The sequence below is a fragment of the Metallumcola ferriviriculae genome, from assembly GCF_035573695.1.
GTDB classification, from domain to species: Bacteria; Bacillota; JADQBR01; order JADQBR01; family JADQBR01; genus Metallumcola; species Metallumcola ferriviriculae.
The window spans coordinates 3,612,445-3,633,320 of sequence record NZ_CP121694.1; the positions used below are offsets into that span (position 1 = coordinate 3,612,445).

At 42.1% G+C, this 20,876-nt stretch carries 20 protein-coding genes; 6 read left to right on the forward strand and 14 right to left on the reverse strand.

Annotation, left to right across the window (positions count from 1 at the left end; all coding sequences use genetic code 11):
• Positions 1-7: 7 nt before the first annotated feature.
• From MFMK1_RS17845 to MFMK1_RS17865, 5 genes are all read right to left on the reverse strand, one after another.
• On the reverse strand, positions 8-403 hold the full coding sequence (locus MFMK1_RS17845; protein ID WP_366923028.1) for a TadE family protein: 396 nt from the start codon (positions 401-403) through the stop codon (positions 8-10).
• 2 nt (positions 404-405) lie between these two features.
• Positions 406-918: an A24 family peptidase gene (locus tag MFMK1_RS17850; protein WP_366923029.1), complete on the reverse strand. Its 513-nt coding sequence runs from the start codon at positions 916-918 to the stop codon at positions 406-408.
• Between the two features lie 66 nt (positions 919-984).
• Positions 985-1,167, reverse strand: a complete 183-nt coding sequence (locus MFMK1_RS17855) for a Flp family type IVb pilin (protein WP_366923030.1) — start codon at positions 1,165-1,167, stop codon at positions 985-987.
• Between the two features lie 153 nt (positions 1,168-1,320).
• Positions 1,321-1,968 (reverse strand): response regulator, encoded by a 648-nt coding sequence (locus tag MFMK1_RS17860; protein WP_366923031.1) that lies wholly within the window; start codon positions 1,966-1,968, stop codon positions 1,321-1,323.
• Between the two features lie 5 nt (positions 1,969-1,973).
• Positions 1,974-3,107 carry a sensor histidine kinase gene (locus tag MFMK1_RS17865; RefSeq protein WP_366923032.1) on the reverse strand — a complete coding sequence of 378 codons (1,134 nt, stop codon included), beginning with the start codon at positions 3,105-3,107 and terminating at the stop codon, positions 1,974-1,976.
• 269 nt (positions 3,108-3,376) lie between these two features.
• Between MFMK1_RS17865 and MFMK1_RS17870 the strand changes: the two genes are divergently transcribed.
• Complete coding sequence (locus MFMK1_RS17870; protein ID WP_366923033.1) at positions 3,377-4,201, forward strand: methyl-accepting chemotaxis protein; 825 nt, start codon at positions 3,377-3,379, stop codon at positions 4,199-4,201.
• A 74-nt stretch (positions 4,202-4,275) separates the two neighbouring features.
• Here the strand turns inward: MFMK1_RS17870 and MFMK1_RS17875 are convergent, their stop codons facing one another.
• The 3 genes from MFMK1_RS17875 to MFMK1_RS17885 form a co-directional block, all read right to left on the reverse strand.
• Positions 4,276-4,542 (reverse strand): GIY-YIG nuclease family protein, encoded by a 267-nt coding sequence (locus tag MFMK1_RS17875; protein ID WP_366923034.1) that lies wholly within the window; start codon positions 4,540-4,542, stop codon positions 4,276-4,278.
• A gap of 69 nt (positions 4,543-4,611) precedes the next feature.
• Positions 4,612-5,904: a uracil-xanthine permease family protein gene (locus MFMK1_RS17880; protein WP_366923035.1), complete on the reverse strand. Its 1,293-nt coding sequence runs from the start codon at positions 5,902-5,904 to the stop codon at positions 4,612-4,614.
• Positions 5,905-6,008: 104 nt separating this feature from the next.
• Positions 6,009-8,618: an RCC1 domain-containing protein gene (locus MFMK1_RS17885; protein ID WP_366923036.1), complete on the reverse strand. Its 2,610-nt coding sequence runs from the start codon at positions 8,616-8,618 to the stop codon at positions 6,009-6,011.
• Positions 8,619-8,912: 294 nt separating this feature from the next.
• Here MFMK1_RS17885 and MFMK1_RS17890 point away from each other — a divergent pair, with 294 nt between their 5' ends.
• From MFMK1_RS17890 to MFMK1_RS17905, 4 genes are all read left to right on the forward strand, one after another.
• On the forward strand, positions 8,913-9,533 hold the full coding sequence (locus tag MFMK1_RS17890; protein WP_366923037.1) for a hypothetical protein: 621 nt from the start codon (positions 8,913-8,915) through the stop codon (positions 9,531-9,533).
• A gap of 169 nt (positions 9,534-9,702) precedes the next feature.
• Positions 9,703-10,755 (forward strand): KamA family radical SAM protein, encoded by a 1,053-nt coding sequence (locus MFMK1_RS17895; protein ID WP_366924976.1) that lies wholly within the window; start codon positions 9,703-9,705, stop codon positions 10,753-10,755.
• A 236-nt stretch (positions 10,756-10,991) separates the two neighbouring features.
• Positions 10,992-11,711: a 5-oxoprolinase subunit PxpB gene (pxpB, locus tag MFMK1_RS17900; RefSeq protein ID WP_366923038.1), complete on the forward strand. Its 720-nt coding sequence runs from the start codon at positions 10,992-10,994 to the stop codon at positions 11,709-11,711.
• A gap of 15 nt (positions 11,712-11,726) precedes the next feature.
• A complete protein-coding gene (locus MFMK1_RS17905) occupies positions 11,727-12,755 on the forward strand; it encodes a 5-oxoprolinase subunit C family protein (RefSeq protein ID WP_366923039.1) in 1,029 nt (342 codons plus the stop codon).
• 58 nt (positions 12,756-12,813) lie between these two features.
• Here the strand turns inward: MFMK1_RS17905 and MFMK1_RS17910 are convergent, their stop codons facing one another.
• The 6 genes from MFMK1_RS17910 to MFMK1_RS17935 all read right to left on the reverse strand — a co-directional run bounded on the left by MFMK1_RS17910 (position 12,814) and on the right by MFMK1_RS17935 (position 20,247).
• On the reverse strand, positions 12,814-13,578 hold the full coding sequence (locus tag MFMK1_RS17910; protein ID WP_366923040.1) for a LamB/YcsF family protein: 765 nt from the start codon (positions 13,576-13,578) through the stop codon (positions 12,814-12,816).
• Positions 13,579-13,644: 66 nt separating this feature from the next.
• On the reverse strand, positions 13,645-14,946 hold the full coding sequence (locus MFMK1_RS17915; protein WP_366923041.1) for a TRAP transporter large permease: 1,302 nt from the start codon (positions 14,944-14,946) through the stop codon (positions 13,645-13,647).
• A 38-nt stretch (positions 14,947-14,984) separates the two neighbouring features.
• Positions 14,985-15,518, reverse strand: coding sequence for a TRAP transporter small permease subunit (locus tag MFMK1_RS17920; protein ID WP_366923042.1), 534 nt, complete (start codon positions 15,516-15,518; stop codon positions 14,985-14,987).
• A 97-nt stretch (positions 15,519-15,615) separates the two neighbouring features.
• On the reverse strand, positions 15,616-16,665 hold the full coding sequence (locus tag MFMK1_RS17925) for a TRAP transporter substrate-binding protein (RefSeq protein WP_366923043.1): 1,050 nt from the start codon (positions 16,663-16,665) through the stop codon (positions 15,616-15,618).
• Positions 16,666-17,086: 421 nt separating this feature from the next.
• Positions 17,087-18,520, reverse strand: a complete 1,434-nt coding sequence (locus MFMK1_RS17930) for a transposase (RefSeq protein WP_428846297.1) — start codon at positions 18,518-18,520, stop codon at positions 17,087-17,089.
• 293 nt (positions 18,521-18,813) lie between these two features.
• Positions 18,814-20,247: a transposase gene (locus MFMK1_RS17935; RefSeq protein WP_428846297.1), complete on the reverse strand. Its 1,434-nt coding sequence runs from the start codon at positions 20,245-20,247 to the stop codon at positions 18,814-18,816.
• 162 nt (positions 20,248-20,409) lie between these two features.
• On the opposite strand from MFMK1_RS17935, the gene MFMK1_RS17940 reads away from it, so the two are divergent.
• Complete coding sequence (locus MFMK1_RS17940) at positions 20,410-20,874, forward strand: pyruvoyl-dependent arginine decarboxylase (protein WP_366923044.1); 465 nt, start codon at positions 20,410-20,412, stop codon at positions 20,872-20,874.
• The last annotated feature ends 2 nt before the right edge of the window (positions 20,875-20,876 follow it).

Sequence of the window (20,876 nt, forward strand, 5' to 3'; positions counted from 1 at the left end):
AACCACCTCATTCGATACGCATCGTTGTCTCAGCTTGAACAATAAATGGATTGGGTAAGAATCCATTCAATACTGGAGCATAAATGCTTAGGGGATAATCTATTTGTACCGTTACACTTCTCCCCGGCTGCCGTTCCACCTCACTGGGAAGGACATGTACAGCCGCAGTTTCCGCCCCCAAAGAGAACAGCTCTCCCTTTACCTTAGTAACTATTTCCAGGTCATCAGCCCTCAGGGAAGCAATTCTTGCGCCCTCCCGAGCAGCTTGACCCACAATTAAATAAGTATGGATTACTCGCCCAGCTTCCAATACGCCTAAAGATAATATTATTAACAACGGCAGCGCCAATGCTATTTCCACCAATGCTTGTCCTTTATTGCATCGAATACTCTTTAGAAACATCTTCAAACCCCCAACAGAAAGACCACTAATGCACCGATACTTAATAAGAGACCGTACGGAATAGTTGCTGCTGCAGTACCGTCCTTTTCCCCCACAAAAGTGTTAATCTGAAAGCCGGACATGACAAATATACTTAATTCCATTATCGAACCCTTGGTAATCGCCAGCAGCTTTTTTTGTTTTGACAAAATTGCTGCAGCATAAATACCACCTAGAATTGCCGCGATTAAAAATGATTGTACTGCACGGTAAGGACCGAGAAACGCGCCAATCGCACCCAGTAATTTAACATCACCTGCACCGATACCGCCCATTGAATAAGGTATAATAAGAACTATAATTCCAGTAACCCAGCCGATAAATGCGATGCTTAGACCCCGTGTGCCTAAATAATAGTAATTCGTAATAAAACCAAGCAAAGCCCCGCCTAACGTAGCCCAGTTGTACAGCTTTCTTGTGCGCAGGTCAGTGTAACAGCATATAAGTAATATTGTGATAAGCAATATTTTAGCCAATACTAATCCCCCCTGGTTGTGTAAAGCCCTACTCAATAAGTAGGGCTTTACATGATTACATATTCATTAGGGTGTTGGCGCTTGTCCCTGGAGACCGGTAACCACCTTTTCGAACATGGTCACCAGCTCGTCTTTGAGCAGTAATAAGGTGCCAATAAGGAGAACCGCAATAAGCGCCAAGATCAATCCATATTCCGTCATCGCCTGTCCTTTTTCATCAAACAAAAACTCAGTCAGCAAGTTAAACATTAAATGCACCTCCATTTGTTTTGTTTCACTTAAAGTTTATCAATTTCGACAGCTGCATTTAATCCACCGTAGGTCTCATTTAATATAGGAAAATAGTCCTAGAAAGCAAAAAAGACCCCCAACGGGTCCTAATCTGAAACTCTTGAATCTGTCTTAATCTTTTATTATATTGTGCTTTAAAGCAAAGACTGCCGCTTGAGTACGGTCGCTGACATTTAACTTGCGAAATATATTAGTGATATGGTTTTTTACAGTCTTATCACTGATAAACAGCCTATCACCTATCTCTTTGTTCGACAAACCCATAGTTATGGCAGTAAGCACTTCCATCTCACGCGGAGTCAAAGGAGATGCCTCTTCTTTTTCGCCTTTGGACATTTGTTGAAACTTGTCTAGAATTTTCGTAGTGATTGATGGGTGAATAATTGACTTACCTTGAACTACATCTTTAACCGCCTCGACAAGAATTTCCGCATCTATATCCTTTAAAACATAGCCGGAAACACCGGCATTAACCATTTCAAATACATACTCCTCATCGTCATGTATAGTCAAAGCAATTATTTCCGTAAGAGGAAACTCCCCTTTAATTATTCGAGTCGCTTCTAGCCCATTCATTCCCGGCATATTAATATCCATCAGCACCACATCGGGTCGGAATTCCCGTGTCATGTCCACAGCCTTTGTACCATTAGCCGCCTCAGCGACCACTTCCAATTGGGGTTCCATGGATAATATTTTCCCTAATCCTTGACGAATTAAAGCATGGTCATCGGCAATTAAAATCCTAATTACATTCATTCTGCCTACTCCTTAATGGGAATCTGTAATTTGATCTCTGTTCCCTTCCCCGGCAAGCTTGAAATTTTAAAAGTTCCCTCCAGTAATTCTACTCTTTCACGCATCCCAATAAGTCCATAACCCTTGGCCTCCGGACCCAATTTTTCTTCCACATTAAAACCGACACCTTCATCAGTAATCTTACAGTTTACAAACTCCGGCTTCATCTCTAGGCGCACATTCACCGTCTCTGTCTGGGCATGCTTGTAACTGTTATTAATTGCTTCCTGAATCACCCTGAAAATTGCCACTTCCATCGCGGATGAAACTCGCTTATCTTTCCCCATGGTTACAAGGTCCACCAATAATCCGGTTCGTTCCTGGAACTCGGCAAAATACCTTTTCAGTGTCGGTATTAGTCCCAAATCATCCAGCACCATCGGGCGTAGGTCGAAAATGATCTTGCGAACATCCTGCAGTGTAGATTTAACTCCCTCTTTTAGTGCCTGCAATTCGCCGGGCACTTGTGCAGGATTCTTTTCCAGCAGGCGCTCACAGATTTCCGCCCTTAAGATAACACTGGCCATAGATTGCGCCGGTCCGTCATGGATGTCCCTGGCAACCCGGCGGCGTTCCTCTTCCTGAGCTTTAATGACCTGCAGTCCTAAGTTCTGGCGTTGCTGCAGTTCTTCAAGTTTTTCAGTAATACCCTGTAAATTGCCCGTCAGCAGACGAAGTGCTCCCCCCACGTTAGTTATTAATTTTTCTGCTTTATTTTCTGTGTCCAAAAGCTTACGTAATCTTAATTCGACCTCTGTGCGGCGCTGCCTCAACTGGCTCTCCCGTTCCCGAAAAAGACCTAGCTTGACCTGATATTCCCGGGCATTGTCATACGCCTCTTTTATGTCTTGCTCCGTGTAACGACTAAAATTCCTACTCACTTCCATCAGTCGATACCTGGCTGTTTTTTCTGCCTTTTCTAACTGATCAACTTCATGGATGGTTTTGGCAGTATTAATTTGCACTCGTTCCAGTTCCTTTTGCAGATTATCTCTTTCTACTCGCGCGTTTTCAGCAATATCATATATCTGTTCCTTCCCTTTTTCCACCGACTTAACAGTTTCCTTAATGATGCGGTCTAAGCTGTTAATGTCGAACACAATCTCACTCCTGACATAATCTCTAATAGTTTTCGACAATATCTCCCCGTTTTTGGGGGTGGTCTACATTTAATTTAGCTAACAATGAGAAAAAACCCTTTTATTGTGTAAAAGGAAAATTATAAATACATAGAGGTTTTTATTATTTTTTGACGAAATATTAGCAATTATATAAAACTTCCGGTTAAAACTACTGGGTTAAACAGGTGCTAGCAGGCCCTAAATACTACCTATTACTATCACTAAGAAACTTAAGGAGGAATATTATTATGAGTATAGTTGATAAAGTTGTAGATTCAGCACCATTTATTAAGGCCCTATTAGGAGACAAGTTTACTTTAATCGTTTCCGACCTGGACAAATACGTTGTTTGTGAAATAGGCGCAGTTGATTTCGGGGTTACCATTGGAGACAAAATCATTGACGGCTCTACCGTAGCCAAAACATTGAAGGCAGAACAAGCAATAGTAACAAAGGTAAGTTCTGAGCAATCAAAGTTTGGCTTCCCTTACATTGCCAACACCGTCCTATTAACCGAAGACAACGAAATTAAAGGTACGCTAGCTTTTTTCCAAAGTACAAAAACGGAAGAACAGATTACTAATATGTCTCGGGAGCTTTCCATGACAAGCCAGCAGCTAAGCGGCGTCTCGGAAAACCTAACCGGGGGTGCACAAGAACTTGCGACAATAACACAAACTATCTCCCAAGAAGCTGGTAAGATTGGTCAACAAATTCGCCAAACCGACGGTATTATGAAACTAATTCAGGAAATATCAGACTCCACACACATGCTCGGCTTGAACGCCGCTATCGAAGCTGCCAGAGCAGGCGATATGGGAAGAGGTTTTTCAGTTGTTGCGGAAGAAATAAGAAAACTGGCCGGAAACTCCAAGGCCTCTGCCAAAGAAATAAAGGAAAACTTAAATGAGATGACCAAAATGATTTCACTGCTAACTGGTGAAATTGAAAAAATTGCTGCCTTAAGTGAAGAGCAGGCAGCATCCACAGAACAGACCAATGCATCAATTCAACAGCTACAGGCGGTGGCGCAAGAATTAGAGCAAATTGCGGCCAATCTCGTCGGAAAATAAGCTTCTATCAAGCCGGGTACCGGCTTGATAGAAGCTTTTCCATTCAAAGAGCTGGCTCTTACTTACTTCGTTGGTCATACCGTCTCTTGTTTTTTGGCCTTATACACCAAACTTTCCTTTTGCAGCCGGGTCAGTTTTTTTAGTTGATACTCTCTTTTAGACGCCTCACTGCGGTCACTGCATTCTTCAAAATAATAGAGTTCCACCGGCACACGGCCCCGTGTATATTTAGCTCCCTTACCTCGATTGTGGGCATCTATTCTTCCATCAAGATTATTTGTTATGCCCACATAATATGTATTATCACTGCATTTTAAAATATACACGAAGTAATTGCTCATGTTTTAACCTCTAATCCGCAGTTCAATCAAGCATTTCTACCTGTCAAGTTTAACCGTACCCGTATTCAATTACGGCCTGCCTTTTATAATCAGATGTTCCATCACCAATACGGCCACCACACCTACTACAAAACCATTGCCTAATATCGGTCTTAATGTCGGCGGAAAACCTGCCGTAACGGCGCCGGGAAGGAATGATATAATTACCCCCAGCATTAAAGGTAACCCCACAGTCAAACCGTTATCAAAGCTAAAATCCCCTGAGCCATAGGCCATTATTAAGCCGGCGGAAATTTGTGAACACATAATGTAAACCAAGACACTGCCGATGACAGCGGACGGAATGGTTCCGGCGAATGATATAACCGCCGGTAAAAAAGAAAGTACCAATAAGCCAATCCCGGTAGGAATTAATGTAAACCTGGATGCGCAGCGGCTGGTAGCAATAACCCCGGGACTCATTGAAAAATCCACTGGACCGATAACTCCCATCAAACCCGATAAAATATTGCCCAAACCAGTGACGAATGTCCCCCGGCTGATTCTTTTCTCCATGCCGTCTGGCTTTATCATCTCGCCAACAGACTGTATCGACCCCAAATCGTTGATGGACAAAGCCAAAAAACTGATCAGAAACGCCAATATGACACCCCAATCTACGGATAGAGAGATGCCGGAAAAAAGAAATTGATAGCCTACGGCGGCACTATCAAAACTCATAGTACCTGCGTAGGCGGGAAAAAACAATTTATAAACCAGCGTCCCGGCAATAATTGCCCACACTATCAGGGTGGCTTTCCAAATTCCTTTTAAATACCTTGCAGCAATAAAAAGCACTAACACAAATACCAAAGAAAATATTAGATTCGCCTGGGCAGCCACCCCGGCATTAGAAGCAGTGACAAGGCCCATAATAGTTGGTGTCAGCGTCAGGGCAATTAACAACAATATTGACGCTACCACCCTCGGAGTAAAGATGCCCAGCAACCGCCCAAAAATACCGGTAATACCCGTTAAGGCTAATACAGCACCGCCAATGGCAATAGCTGTATAAATAGAATCAACATTGCTTCCACTGCTTGCAGCAATACTCACCAATAATACTGCAGCCGGACCCAGTATTAACGGCAGTCGGTGACCCCATAATATCTGAACCAATAGCACTATTCCGGTAACAAAAAATGCTTTTTGAATATAGGCCACCTGCGCCAACGGTTCAGTGGTTTCTATTCCCGCCACTACTCGGCCAATAATGATTATTGTAGGTATCGATATGGCTAACCATTGCAAACCATACAATATCAGCTCCCACAAAGGCGGGCTATCATCCAAAGCGTATTGGAGCTTGATATCTTGCTTCATAACTCTCACCCTTTCTGACTACTTTTGCTGTTCCATAATACTTCTATAATGTTAGCACTTTTTCTACAAAAGTAAAAGATGAGGTTTTTTCACCAGCTAATATATTAAAGCCCCCCATTACTAAGCTTAATATTAAAGACATCCTGAGAATAATAACTTTCAGTGTTCACCAGTTCAGCATTATGCTGCTCCGCATGGCACTTCCAGCAAACTGCCATGTTCACATACCGTTTGATGGCTGACGATGGGTTGACATCGGCACTATCTGCCTGCGTATCATCGGCGTTACGCATAATCTGCATTGTGGTGCCATGGGCATAGTGACAGGATAGACAGGTTAAAACATCCTGTGCTGCCCCCTCATATATGCCATACTCATAAACAAACAGCTGCTCGGCGGGGCTAGCCTTATTTGGCAGCATTTCACGGTTGATAGTATGTCGGTAAGCAGTGGTATATTTCCCCTCCAATCCGCCCTCTTCTGTCTTGAACTTATCCGCGTAGTAATCTGTATGACATGCGGCACAAAACCAGGTAATGCCGTTTAGACCACCGTTTTCAGTTTCATTTGCTCCCTTCCAGCGGGTTATTGACCCGTCTAATCCCTGGATGTATTGGTTTGCTGCCGGAGTTTGGTCGTCTGTTTCATCTACTGTATAAACCCCGGCGGCTGCTAAATCATTATCCCCCTGGAATTTGCCCCTGTCTACTATCACTACCATAGCGGGAACGATGGCTATCTTTAGCGGCTCGCTGGGGTAATATCCATCTCTTATCTCAGCGACACCTTCGGCATAATTGATGGCAAACTGTTTGTTTAAATGGCTGCTTTCAGGCAAGATGTAACCTGCTTCTGCTTGGCTTTTATTTGGATCTATCACCATAGGTGTAACATTAGTGTCTATATTATAGATTGCTTCAAATACTACGGTTTGGGTCATACCTTTACCGTATTGTTCTCCGTAGACCCAGGGACCCGGGATTAATGCTCCGTTGTAAACTGCTCCCCATACTTCATTACCTATTGTGTCATCTATCACCTGCCAGTCGGCTATGGTTACGGCCTGGCGTTCTATATTTGCCGGGTTTGGCACTAATAACCGGTCACTATATGTCCCGTGAGGCTGATGGCAGGATGAACATGTGAATTCCCCTAACCAGGATTCAGTTTCGATATCATTGATGCCATCAGCATTTAGATCGGCGTCTAATGCCCGGTTACCTCCAGGAGCGGCTGTTAATGTTAAATAGCCGGTAGGTCGGTGCATAGATGCATTTTCCGCTTTGTCCAGCATCCCGCCAAAGGTACCGCCACCGATATTTGCAAAGTTCGCCGCTTCTACTTGGGCATCATATGGGGGTATATCGAAGACATTAAGTTTACCGATGGTACCGTCATGGCAGGCGGTACAGGTGTTATAGATGCCGTTTTGAATGAGCAGCATTTCGCCTGCGGCAATATGGGTCATATGACAGGATGCGCAGGCGTTGGTATTCTTCTTAAATTGACCATGGACGAAGTTGTTGCCCTCTGCCCGCCTTACCTTGTAATCTTGACTCATATTATAGCCTTCGACTATATCTGTACCTAAGTTGCTTCTATTGGCATTGGTACCGAGATAGCTTACTTCAGGTCCGGTCTTGCCGGCACCGGGAAGGAGTTGTTCCCCTGTTGTTCCCGCCTCCGCATCCTGGACTATACCAGTAGTAAACTCCATTTCTGTCGCTACAACAGAAGCGTTTATCTCGCCCCAAAGCCAGACCTTCCCATCCTTGGTAATAGCAGCGGAGTTGTTTCGTCCGGCAGCTATTGCCGCTACATCGCTAAGCCCGTTCACCCGAACCGGGACAAGGCTATTTGCCTTACTACCATTTCCCAGCTGCCCATTTTCGTTAGTTCCCCATGCCCACACCGTACCATCGGTTAACAAAGCCAAAGAATGACCTAAACCGGTTTCCACTTTTGTTACGCTCTCCAGCCCATTTACCTTTACCGGTGTTTGTTGGTGACTACCTGAACCATCCCCTAATTGTCCTTCGCTATTTATGCCCCATCCCATGATAGTGCCATCTGCCATTAACGTTAACCAGTAACCGGAACCGGCGGCCACATCCGTCACACTACTAAGACCGGTAACTTTTCTTGGCTGATATTCGCTATTACCCCATTTCCAAACCGTACCATCTGACCCTAAAGCCAAAGAACTTTTCCAACCACCGGATATTTCCACCATGTTGGTTAATCCGGGAATCTTTAACGGTTCGGTCACTTTAACCCCTCCAGCCCCCACCTGCCCACTGGAGTTATCTCCCCAGGCGTACACTGTCCCATCTTTCATCAGGGCCAGAGAGTGGTTTTCACCGGTGGAAATCCTCGTAGCACTTGTAATACCCTTGGTTTGAACCGCCGCCTTCCAACTGGTAGTACCATCACCCAATTGCCCATAATTGTTATTTCCCCCAGCCCACACCGTGCCGTTTGACTGAAGAAATAAGTAATGGGAAGTACTACCGGATACTGCCACAATATCTGAAAGCCCTTGTAAAACTCTTGGTTCCGAGCTTAAGTCCCAAACCCTGCCATCCTGCTCCGCAAGGAGCACCTGAAAACCGCTGTCCCAACGGTCCCCTATATCAGCAGCTGCTGCCTCCGCCAGCTGCATTGAAGTAAAGATCAACGCGATAGTTATCCAACTCAACCCTCTTTTCCCCACGAAAACCTACCTCCCACAATATGGATATTTTTTGATAATTTTACCACAAAAGATGGCATTATGTCGAAGAAGTGTTACATGGCTTTTTTTCTGGTCCGCGTCTTAGTTTAAAACAGCGATTAAATAATTATATAATCTCTCATATATGTTAATCAGATACTATACTGGAAAAAAGGTGATAAACACCGAAACGGATTAAACTCATTTATAGAGAAATAATAAATAAGAAGTCTTTGTATGGCATCAGGTGGATATATACTGAAAGGAAAAAATTTTCGGGAGGCGGGCGAAAGAATGTTTCATGACAAATTTATCACAGGTGTACTAATTGGTGTTCTTGCAGATGCTGTCAAGTTAATTTTCAATTATATTGCCTTTAGCATGGGCTTTACCAACGTAGTTTTCTGGCAGATTACCGCTGCCCGCTTTCTGGGCAAGGCCGACCTATTTAAGCCTTCTGCATACTTGATTGGCGGAATTGCCGACTTGACTGTAACCGCAGCTTTAGGAGTAGTCTTTCTTTTCACAATTTATTATCTTATTGGTACGGATTACTTATGGGTCAAAAGCATCGGTTTCGGCATGGCCGTCTGGGTTGGCCTTTTTGGCACACTGCTTGGCGAATCAGTCCAAGGTAAGCTGCCCCAAAGCCCTTCTGGAATTATGGTCACTATTGGCGCACATCTGTTTTTCGGTTTAGGCCTGGGCTTTTTTACAATGCTTTTCTATAGGGAAGTTGAAGGGGCTGACGGAGGAAAAAAAGGAGCGTTCTACCGCCACTTTACACCCCTTCCCACGGCAAAAATCATTGAATCAGATTCAGCCGATGATCATGACAGCGACACAAAAGCTGAGGTTAAGAATACTACTAAGCTCAGCAGTTTACGGAGAATAATAAAAATTAAGAAAAACTAATAGCCGGCTGATATTGGAAATTTAAAATAATTTAAGATATTTAATATTGACACGCTGAGATAGCAAGAATAATATAGAAGAAAACGTCTGAAAAGGGGTGTTTATTATCAAAGAAAATACACGCAAATCATTAACAGTTGCACCAAAAATAGAAGAATGGCAGGAACAGATGCGAAATATGGTTGATACCATTGACAAACTAGAAAAATACATCAATGTTACCGACGAAGAAAGAGAAGCTATCAAAACAACTTCCGCCCGCTGGGGCACCACCCCATATTTTGCATCATTAATGGGCCGTGATAATGCCGATGACCCAATCCGTAAACAGGTTGTCCCTTCCAAAAAGGAACAAGAAAATTTCTATGGGATTGAGAACTACTTAATTCATAAGGAGAACCGGTCAGGAGAAGAAAATAGACCGGATAGCATCGCTAGACAGTATCGAGATAGAATCGCCTTTACTGTGGTAAACATATGCGGCAATTACTGCCGACATTGTTTCCGCAAGGAGTTGGTCGTAGATGAGTCCTTAGAGCTGCGGTTGGATGTAGACGAAGGGCTGGACTGGATTAGAGAGCATACAGAATTAAGGGACATCCTGGTAACAGGTGGAGATCCCCTACTGCTTCCCGACGAACAAATTGAATATATCATAAGAAAACTGCGGGAAATCCCACATATTGAAATGATTCGCTTTGGCAGCCGCCTGCCCATTGTCCTGCCCCATAGGATAACTAAAGGACTGCAGAAAGTGTTGGGCGGATACCACCGAGTTCCCATCTGGCTTAATACTCAATGTAACCACCCTAATGAAATCACCGAAAGAACGGCTGAAGCGGTATGGGATCTGCTGACCTGCGGGGTGAATGTAGGTAATCAGGCAGTACTCATGAAAGGTATTAACGATGATGTTGAGACCTTTCGTGAGTTACATCAAAAACTGCTGGCTATCAGAATAAGACCTTACTATGTCTTCTATTTGGAGCCTGCTCCGGGTATTGACCATTTCCGTACACCGGTAGAGAAAGGCGCAGAATTAATTCGGGATGCCCTTCGCGGCCATACTTCCGGTTTGGCCCAGCCCATGTATGTAGTGGCAACCAACATCGGTAAAATACCATTAATGCCCGACTACTACATCCAAGAAAAAAATGAGCAGGAATATGTGCTTAAAAACTACAAGGGTGAAACAACCACTTTGCCAAACATTCCGGAGTAAGGTTCGTTATTTTTCAAGCCCTCAAATGCCCGACTCCTTGGCAAGGAGTCGGGCATATTTATAATAATTAACAGTGCGCTTTACCATAGCAAGCCTTAGGTTACGGGCGGCATGCCTCCCCTACGAAATGGGCTAATAATCTTGATAATTATTAAGAGAATAAAGGACTTGATTAAAAGTCTAAAGAAACGTAAAGAGACGCATCTAACTATTCCGTGAATATAAGGAGGATATTAGTGGCAGTAAAATACAAAGCGGCAGGGGATATTAGCTTACTTATTGAGTTCGAAAATGAAATTTCCGAAAAAGTAAATGCAAAAGTTAGAAATTTATACTTGGCAATTGAAAAAAACTGTCTTGTAGGAGTCGAAGAGGTGATTCCCACCTACAGGTCCCTCTTAATCAATTATAATCCCCTTGAAGTTAAAGGGACTACCTTAATTGAAAAGTTAAAAGACATTGAAAGCCGTCTCGAAGAAATGGATATACCTAAACAAAAAGTTGTTGAGATTCCCACGCTTTATGGCGGAGAGTTTGGGCCTGATTTGCAATTCGTAGCAGACTATAACAAGATGAGTGCTGAAAATGTAATAAAAATCCATTCCCAGGGAAAGTACCTCATTTATATGCTGGGTTTTACGCCAGGCTTTCCTTACTTAGGTGGTATGTCAGAACGAATTGCTACACCTAGGCTGAACAACCCACGCATTCGCATTACCGCGGGCAGTGTCGGTATTGCCGGCACTCAAACGGGAATTTACCCCATTGAAAGCCCCGGGGGCTGGCGGTTAATAGGGCGCACCCCGATAAAACTCTTTAATCCCGACCGCCATCCGTATTTTCTGTTACAATCGGGAGATTATCTGCAGTTTACCGCAATTAATGAAACAGAATATAACCTTATCAATGAGCAAGTAGACAAAAATCAATTTCAAGTAAATACAACATTACTGTAGAGGGGGCCGTAAGTAATGGATGCAGTAAAAATTATCGAACCAGGTCCCTTAACAACAATTCAAGATACGGGCAGAAAAGGTTATCAAAGATACGGCATGCCCGTCGCCGGGGCTATGGATCTTTTTTCTTACAGAGTCGCAAACTTATTAGCAGGTAACGATGATAACGCCGCAGCTCTTGAATTTACGCTGCAGGGACCAAAAATGGAGTTTTTACACAATGCGGTAATTGCAATCACAGGAGCCGAAACGATACCGATAATAGACAACAAACCGGCGCCCCTATGGCAGACCATATTTGTTAAAAAAGGCAGTGTCCTTAGCTTCAATGGGATTAAATCCGGCCTGCGGGGCTATGTGGCTATAAGAGGCGGCGTAGAAGTCCCCAATGTTCTTGAAAGCGGGTCAACTTATCTGCGGGCAAATATTGGTGGAATTGAAGGGCGCAAACTTACTTCCAAGGATATTATCCCTATGGGAGATTCAATTGAGGGATACCCCGGAAACCCGCAGCCTTATATTCTGCCAAAGGATTTCATCCCAAGATTTAATGATACTGAAGAAATCAGGGTCATTCTTGGACCACAAGAAGATTTGTTTAAAAAAGAAAGTATTAAAACCTTTTTAAACTCAGAATACACAGTTACCACCCAATCAGACAGAATGGGCTACAGATTAGAGGGACCGACTATTAGGCACAAAGAAAGTCCCGACATTATTTCTGACGGTATCCCTTTGGGCGGAATACAGGTGCCTGGCCACGGCCAGCCCATTATTATGTTGGCGGATAGGCAAACGACAGGCGGTTATACAAAAATAGCAACGGTTATTTCCACAGATTTAAATAAAATTGCTCAGTTAGCACCGGGGAAAAAGATAAAATTTAAATCAGTTACCCTTGAAGAAGCACATGATGCCCTTCGCATCCAGGAAAGCATTGTTAACAGCATCGAGAAACTACCTGAAGCCCCTAGTAGCAAAAAAATATTAAAACTTAAAATTTCTGGAGAAGAATTCTTAGTTACTATTGAACCAATTGATTAATGTAACGACAAACCAGAGGGTAATCCCCTCTGGTTTGTCGTTACATTTTCAGGATATTTTATTTACGATTTAATGCCGTCACTTTGACGCCTGCATCTTGGAAAACTTTTTTAATGTGTTCAACCAATGCTACGGCTTCCTGATTATCTCCGTGAACACAGATGCTATCGGCTTTGATATCGATGGTTTTACCATCCAATGTAGTTACCTTCCCTGCTTGAATCATCCTTAATACTCTTGAAGCAGCAACTGTTTTGTTATGGATCACTGCGCCCTCAGTTCCTCGGGGCACCAGAGTTCCTTCCGCGGTATATGCTCGATCCGCGAACACTTCACTTGCAGTTTGCAGACCTACCTCTTGTCCCGCCTTAATAAGCTGAGAACCCGATAGTCCCATTAAAATTAGCTCACAGTCCACCAAATAGACACCCTCAGCTATAGCTCTGGCTAGAGTATAATCCCTGGCCGCCATATTATAAAGTGCCCCATGCGGTTTGACATGCTGCAGCTTGCCACCATAAGCTCTGACAAATCCATTAAGAGCACCTACTTGATATATAATATATGCTTTTGCTTCTTCTGGACTAATAACCATATTGCGCCTGCCGAAACCCATTAGGTCAGGAAAACCGGGATGGGCACCCACAGCCACATTATTCTCCAGCGCCTTTTTGACGGTAAATTCCATTACCTGGGGGTCCCCGGCATGAAAACCACAAGCAATATTTACAGAAGTCACATAGCGAAGCACCACTTCGTCATTGCCGATTTTATAATTACCGAAACTCTCGCCAATGTCACTATTTAAATCAACCCGATTCATATGCTTACCTCCTTTCCAGAATAAACATACGGGGGCGCCCCCCTAAAACGTACCCTTTTTCGTCCCTTATCTGACCATCAAGTTTGGCAAAATGAGTACCAGCTTGGGATATACAGTAACAAGAGCTACCACCGCTAGCAAAATTACAAAGGAAGGCAGTGCATAAAGTGCTATTTTAAAAATATCTTCGTCAACAAGACCATTAATGACAAATAGGTTAAACCCAACCGGAGGCGTTATCTGAGCAACCTCAATCATGATTACCAAATAGATACCAAACCAAAGGGGATCAAATCCCGCTGCCTGAATTAACGGTAACGCTAACGGCAAACTCATAACAATCATAGAAAAGCCATCCAGCAGACAGCCCAAAATTAAATACATTATAGATAAGATAATCATTAGTTGGTAGTTGGAAAGATCAAGTGTTCCTATAAATGCCGTCAGTTTTGAAGGAATACCCAAGTAACCTACTGCAACAGATAGATATGAAGCACCTACTACGATCAGCATAATCATGGCACTTGTCTTAACAGCACCCAGAACCGCTTCCCAAAATGTCTCCTTATCCATACTGCGTGAAATTCCCGCAAAAAACAAAGCACCAAGAACTCCGACAGAAGCCGCTTCAGTGGGGGTGGCCCAACCTGCATAAATACTGCCTAACACCATACCGATTAAGGTAATTACCGGAAATAATAAGGGCAGTGTCCTAAATCGTTCACTCCAAGTCGATCTTGTATCGCCGAGCGGCGCCAGGTCGGGGTTAATAGCACAACGCACCATAGTGTAGCCCCCGAAAGCAATAGCAATAATGATACCAGGAATGATCCCGGCAATAAATAATTTGCCGATACTAACCTCTGCAACAATACCGTAAACCAGCATCACCATACTAGGTGGTATCAGAAACCCTAAGGTGCCGGCTCCGGCCAAGGACCCGATAACAAGAGACTTATCATATTTACGCTTGTAAAGTTCCGGCAAGGTAATTCTTCCCACAGTGGCTGTAGTAGCAGCGGATGATCCACTGACAGCCGCAAACAAGGTACAAGCCACGATATTTACATGAATTAAGCGTCCCGGTAAAAAATCCATCCAAGGGGATAACCCCTTAAACAGGTTTTCAGATATCTTACTACGAAACAAAATTTCACCCATTAAGATAAACAACGGCAGTGCCATCATTGTCGAACTGCTGGTATTATTCCACAAGATATTCGATAGGATAGAAAAAGGCGGGGCCGTGGTAAAAAGAGAAAAACCCGCTATACCTACTAGGAATAGCGATACACCAACCCACACAGAACTGCCCAAAAATATAACAAGAAGAGCTAATAAAGTCCAAGAAACAGTAAATGAACTCAAGGCAAACATCCCCCCAAATGATAACTATTAAAACTTATTCAACGACCTAATGCCTCTGATTCCACTTCTTCCACCTCTATTTCACCAGTTTTAAGTTTAATTATTGACCTTAATATTTCAGCTATAAATTGAAGTGCAACCAGAAAAGAACCTAAAGGCATGACTGCTTGTGGAATGGCAAGATATGTTTCTGAAATCTGCATCGAACGACTGCCTGAAACCACGGAATCCCAAAAGAAACTGCCGCTGGTATAAGTGATAATGGCAAACACGGTTAATCCTATTATAAATGCGTAAAGCTCGAGGAGAATCTTTGCCTTACCTTTAAGTGATTTATGCAGAAAAACCATACGGATGTGGCCTTTTTCTTTTAAAGTATAGGCCAGGCCGAGAAAGGTAATGGCTACCATCAGGTACCCGGTATATTCTTCAGTAACATAAAGGGTTTTATCGAAAAAGGTACGAATAACAACCTCTGATAGCACCAAAGCTACACCGATTAACATCATAATGCCTGCGATTCTGCCAAATATTTCGGAAATGCGGTCAATTAGTCGGACAAGTTTTTCCATGCTTCCCTCCCCTTCCGAGATAAATGAAAACTTGATAAAAAGAAAGCAACCGACAAAAATTATAAGCTGCCGGTTGCATCTTTACCTGAATTATTCTTTAGCGGCCAACCTCTTCTTTGAACTTAGCCACGATTTCTTGCGCCTCCGGCGGGGCATCCTTTAACCAATCTTGGCGAATTTGCTCTGTCACTGTGGACAATTCATCCAAGAACTCCTGGCTGGGCTTAAGCGTGGTGATACCCTTTTCGTTAACTAACGCTTCTTTTTCTGCATCAAGTTTAGCAACATCTTCCCATGCTTTAGCTTCCATTTCCTTACCAGCGTTAATTAACTTTTCTTGAGTTTCAGCATCGAGCTTATTGAACTCATCCAAGTTAACTGTTACAAGGTCAGTAGCCTGGGTAACACTTACAGGTACATAATAATCAAGAACTTCCCAGAACTTAGCATCTACTGCAGTAGGAGTAGATGTCAAAACTGAGTCAATCACACCGGTAGCCAGAGAGGAGTATACCTCACTAAAGGGCAGTGGGTACGGGGTACCGTCTGCTGCTTCAACCACAAGAGCACCGTTCTTATCATATGTCCGCATTTTCAGACCTTCCATGTCCGCCAAAGATTTTACTTCATTTTTTGTCCAAAATCCTGCTGCCGGCCATGGAGAAACATAAAGAATTTTTTGTCCCCACTTCTCTTCGGCAACTTTATCAAAATATGGGCGTGCAATCTCATTTAACAACTTTGCTTCTTCATGGTTCTGTACCAAGAATGGCAGGGTTACTACACCAAACAGCGGTTCATCACCTGCAACACCACTGGTAAGCATATCAGAAACCGGCACCAGTCCGTCACGAACAACTTTTAATAATTCCGGACCTTTGTAGCCTAGTGCTCCACCAGTCTTAACTGATAAGGTCACCTGTCCGTCAGTAGCTTCTTTTACCTTATCCGCAAATGCCTGCAGAGCAACGCTTTGATGGTTATTAGGCGGCCATACGGAATTAGCTACCCACTCAACAGGTTTTGCCTTTTGTCCATCATCTGCGGGTTTTTCACCTTCAGCCTGCTTGCCGTCGCTGGCACAACCAGCTAAAGCTAAGGAAAGAGCCAACAATAATACAGTTAAAACAATTAATGATTTTTTCACTTCTTAAAACCCTCCTTTAAATTGTGATATTTTTATATCCTTTATACCCAATTTCATTGAGTATAAGAATAACCTGCCTTTTAAAAAATTCTGCTTCACTAACAGAACCTCTAGTTCAATTCGCGAAAAAGAATAATATCCCTCTTTTATTGGTAGATAATCATCCAGGAAATTTCTGTCTGATTAATGGAAAAAACATTTAATTCCAAGGGTTTGGGTAATCACATCTCCTCAGCAACTGCATATTTTATTTCTGAAATGAATCAATAGGTAATTGCGAAATTCAAAATTTAACGTAGGCAGCTAATCAGAAAGTTTAATAAAGAGGACAGAAAATTTTAAGCAGAGGTTGGACAGAAAAAATTCGGCACAAATAACCGCAAGTATTTTGCGGGTTGAAAGAGCAAGTATAAAGGATTTGCTAAGCCAAAAGAGGTTTAAGGCTTCTGATGAGTTCGTGTTTATGGAGTTTGTCTGCAAGAATAACGGTAAGCAGTTGAGTAATTCCTGCAAGGAGTAAGTCAGCCTTAATGGTTAAAGCATTTGTAGTTTTTCTGTTGGCGACGCCAAAATTGGATTTAAAGTGTTGAATGGTTTGCTCAATAACGCAACGATTTTTGTAGATATCAATCCATTCAGGGGTGTCTCTAATAATGCCAGGATAAAGTCTTAAGTCTTTTTCAGGATAGGTATAAAACATTCTACCAGAAGGAGAGTCGGAGCAAGGATGTTCACATAAAGTAATGCGTTTAGAACCTTTCCACTTCATTTTTGGGCAAACCCATTTATCTCTAACAACGCCACTCCTTAAGGGCGCTTTACCTTCATATTTCATGGGTAAAGAAGAATCTAACGGACACAGAGGTTGTCCAGATTCGTTGAACCCGGGTTCAGGGAGGTTCTTAGAACCTCGTTCGTTCAGAGGAATGACTGTTTTTAAAAAGTGACAATCCTTCAATAAAAAGTTATAGGAATCGTTTGTATCAAAAGCAGCATCGCCAATAAACGTGCTGGGTTTAAAATGAGTATGTGTTTTAAAAAAGTCGCGCAGAACAGGTTTAAGTGCTTTAGAATCGGATAAGGATTTATCTTCATCAGGGGAATCAGACTTTTTCTCTATTGGGATTTCAGGGTGTGCATTTATAAAGTCTTCATCAAAAAAGGAAATATTTCTGACTATACCAAGGCCATTTGTGAGCATACCAAATTTATAGACATAGCAAAAATGGCCATTGATGTAAAGCTGTTTGACATTTGGATTTGATGATGCGCAGGAAGGCATAATGCCGTATGCCATTTTGTATGGGTCAACAGAAGAGTTGCCTTTGTATTGAGACTTAAGCTGCTTGATTAAGCGATTGATAAACTTAGGATTATTCTCAGTAACGTAAGCTTCAACGCCAGAGGTATCAAAGACGAGATATGAAGCAAGTTCTGAGTTAATTTGCTCACAAATAGGTTCAGTTTGATCAACAAGGTTATCAAAAAGTGTTTGAAGATGTTTAGAAAAATCTTGCTTAAATCGTGTAAATTTTGATGCATCAGGTACTTTAGAAAAACCACAGAATTCACGGATTTCCTTGGAAAAATTCAAAAAAATAATCAGAAGCGCATCTGTAGGAATAGAAAAGATTCTCTGAATGATGAGTGCATAAAGAAAAGACTCAAGCTTAAATTTTCGTTTGCGACCAAAGTGCTTGTAAAAAGCCTGATAGAAACTCAGCGAAATATACTCTGAAAGTTGAATATGCTCTTCAAGAAGCGCTAGAAACCGAGGTTTATCCTTATCAACGAAATCAAGACAACCGTCATAAATATCAGATAGGGATAATTGTTTAAATTTCACAGAATAGATCTCCTTTCTTGTTGAATGTAGATATTGCCTGTTAACTATATTTTACACAAGACAAGTGAGGAGTTCTATATAACTAAGCAAGAAAAAAGATAGAATTTGCAAGGGTTGCGGCGTTTTGCAAACGCCTAAAATGAATCAATAGGTAATTGCGAAATTCAAAATTTAACGTAGGCAGCTAATCAGAAAGTTTAATAAAGAGGACAGAAAATTTTAAGCAGAGGTTGGACAGAAAAAATTCGGCACAAATAACCGCAAGTATTTTGCGGGTTGAAAGAGCAAGTATAAAGGATTTGCTAAGCCAAAAGAGGTTTAAGGCTTCTGATGAGTTCGTGTTTATGGAGTTTGTCTGCAAGAATAACGGTAAGCAGTTGAGTAATTCCTGCAAGGAGTAAGTCAGCCTTAATGGTTAAAGCATTTGTAGTTTTTCTGTTGGCGACGCCAAAATTGGATTTAAAGTGTTGAATGGTTTGCTCAATAACGCAACGATTTTTGTAGATATCAATCCATTCAGGGGTGTCTCTAATAATGCCAGGATAAAGTCTTAAGTCTTTTTCAGGATAGGTATAAAACATTCTACCAGAAGGAGAGTCGGAGCAAGGATGTTCACATAAAGTAATGCGTTTAGAACCTTTCCACTTCATTTTTGGGCAAACCCATTTATCTCTAACAACGCCACTCCTTAAGGGCGCTTTACCTTCATATTTCATGGGTAAAGAAGAATCTAACGGACACAGAGGTTGTCCAGATTCGTTGAACCCGGGTTCAGGGAGGTTCTTAGAACCTCGTTCGTTCAGAGGAATGACTGTTTTTAAAAAGTGACAATCCTTCAATAAAAAGTTATAGGAATCGTTTGTATCAAAAGCAGCATCGCCAATAAACGTGCTGGGTTTAAAATGAGTATGTGTTTTAAAAAAGTCGCGCAGAACAGGTTTAAGTGCTTTAGAATCGGATAAGGATTTATCTTCATCAGGGGAATCAGACTTTTTCTCTATTGGGATTTCAGGGTGTGCATTTATAAAGTCTTCATCAAAAAAGGAAATATTTCTGACTATACCAAGGCCATTTGTGAGCATACCAAATTTATAGACATAGCAAAAATGGCCATTGATGTAAAGCTGTTTGACATTTGGATTTGATGATGCGCAGGAAGGCATAATGCCGTATGCCATTTTGTATGGGTCAACAGAAGAGTTGCCTTTGTATTGAGACTTAAGCTGCTTGATTAAGCGATTGATAAACTTAGGATTATTCTCAGTAACGTAAGCTTCAACGCCAGAGGTATCAAAGACGAGATATGAAGCAAGTTCTGAGTTAATTTGCTCACAAATAGGTTCAGTTTGATCAACAAGGTTATCAAAAAGTGTTTGAAGATGTTTAGAAAAATCTTGCTTAAATCGTGTAAATTTTGATGCATCAGGTACTTTAGAAAAACCACAGAATTCACGGATTTCCTTGGAAAAATTCAAAAAAATAATCAGAAGCGCATCTGTAGGAATAGAAAAGATTCTCTGAATGATGAGTGCATAAAGAAAAGACTCAAGCTTAAATTTTCGTTTGCGACCAAAGTGCTTGTAAAAAGCCTGATAGAAACTCAGCGAAATATACTCTGAAAGTTGAATATGCTCTTCAAGAAGCGCTAGAAACCGAGGTTTATCCTTATCAACGAAATCAAGACAACCGTCATAAATATCAGATAGGGATAATTGTTTAAATTTCACAGAATAGATCTCCTTTCTTGTTGAATGTAGATATTGCCTGTTAACTATATTTTACACAAGACAAGTGAGGAGTTCTATATAACTAAGCAAGAAAAAAGATAGAATTTGCAAGGGTTGCGGCGTTTTGCAAACGCCTAAAAATGAATCAAATGTGCGAGGAGGATTTTTTATATGCTACCAACACCAACAAAGTTTACCCTAGTTGCAGGGGAGGGTACAGGAATGTCTGCTTTGACTGCATTTGATGCCGCGCTATTAAATGCCGGTGCAGGCAATCTTAATCTATTAAAGGTATCAAGTATACTTCCCCCAACTACCGACTACCATGAGGACTTATACATCCCCCCCGGTTCCCTTGTCCCAATAGCTTACGGTACCTATACCAGTGCGAACAAGGGTGAAACCATTTCAGCTGCAGTAGCCGTAGGACTTCCGGAGGGGAATACTTTTGGAGTCATTATGGAATGTTCCGGTACTTGTACAAAGGAAGAAATTACGGAACATATTAAAGGAATGGTTAAAGAGGCCTTTGAAAAAAGAGAAATTCTATTGAAGGAGATTAAAGTCGCAGCTGTCCAGCATAATGTAACCTGCAATTACGGCAGTGCTTTTGCAGGTGCAATTCTTTGGTATTAGGA

Excerpts from the sequence above, each read along its gene's own strand:
- MFMK1_RS17860 (WP_366923031.1), bottom strand. The coding sequence starts at position 1,968 with ATGAATGTAATTAGGATTTTAATTGCCGATGACCATGCTTTAATTCGT.
- MFMK1_RS17845 (WP_366923028.1), bottom strand. The coding sequence starts at position 403 with ATGTTTCTAAAGAGTATTCGATGCAATAAAGGACAAGCATTGGTGGAA.
- MFMK1_RS17890 (WP_366923037.1), top strand. The coding sequence starts at position 8,913 with ATGTTTCATGACAAATTTATCACAGGTGTACTAATTGGTGTTCTTGCA.
- MFMK1_RS17855 (WP_366923030.1), bottom strand. The coding sequence starts at position 1,167 with ATGTTTAACTTGCTGACTGAGTTTTTGTTTGATGAAAAAGGACAGGCG.
- MFMK1_RS17895 (WP_366924976.1), top strand. The coding sequence starts at position 9,703 with ATGCGAAATATGGTTGATACCATTGACAAACTAGAAAAATACATCAAT.
- MFMK1_RS17910 (WP_366923040.1), bottom strand. The coding sequence starts at position 13,578 with ATGAATCGGGTTGATTTAAATAGTGACATTGGCGAGAGTTTCGGTAAT.
- MFMK1_RS17880 (WP_366923035.1), bottom strand. The coding sequence starts at position 5,904 with ATGAAGCAAGATATCAAGCTCCAATACGCTTTGGATGATAGCCCGCCT.
- MFMK1_RS17870 (WP_366923033.1), top strand. The coding sequence starts at position 3,377 with ATGAGTATAGTTGATAAAGTTGTAGATTCAGCACCATTTATTAAGGCC.
- MFMK1_RS17875 (WP_366923034.1), bottom strand. The coding sequence starts at position 4,542 with ATGAGCAATTACTTCGTGTATATTTTAAAATGCAGTGATAATACATAT.
- MFMK1_RS17920 (WP_366923042.1), bottom strand. The coding sequence starts at position 15,518 with ATGGAAAAACTTGTCCGACTAATTGACCGCATTTCCGAAATATTTGGC.
- MFMK1_RS17940 (WP_366923044.1), top strand. The coding sequence starts at position 20,410 with ATGCTACCAACACCAACAAAGTTTACCCTAGTTGCAGGGGAGGGTACA.
- MFMK1_RS17905 (WP_366923039.1), top strand. The coding sequence starts at position 11,727 with ATGGATGCAGTAAAAATTATCGAACCAGGTCCCTTAACAACAATTCAA.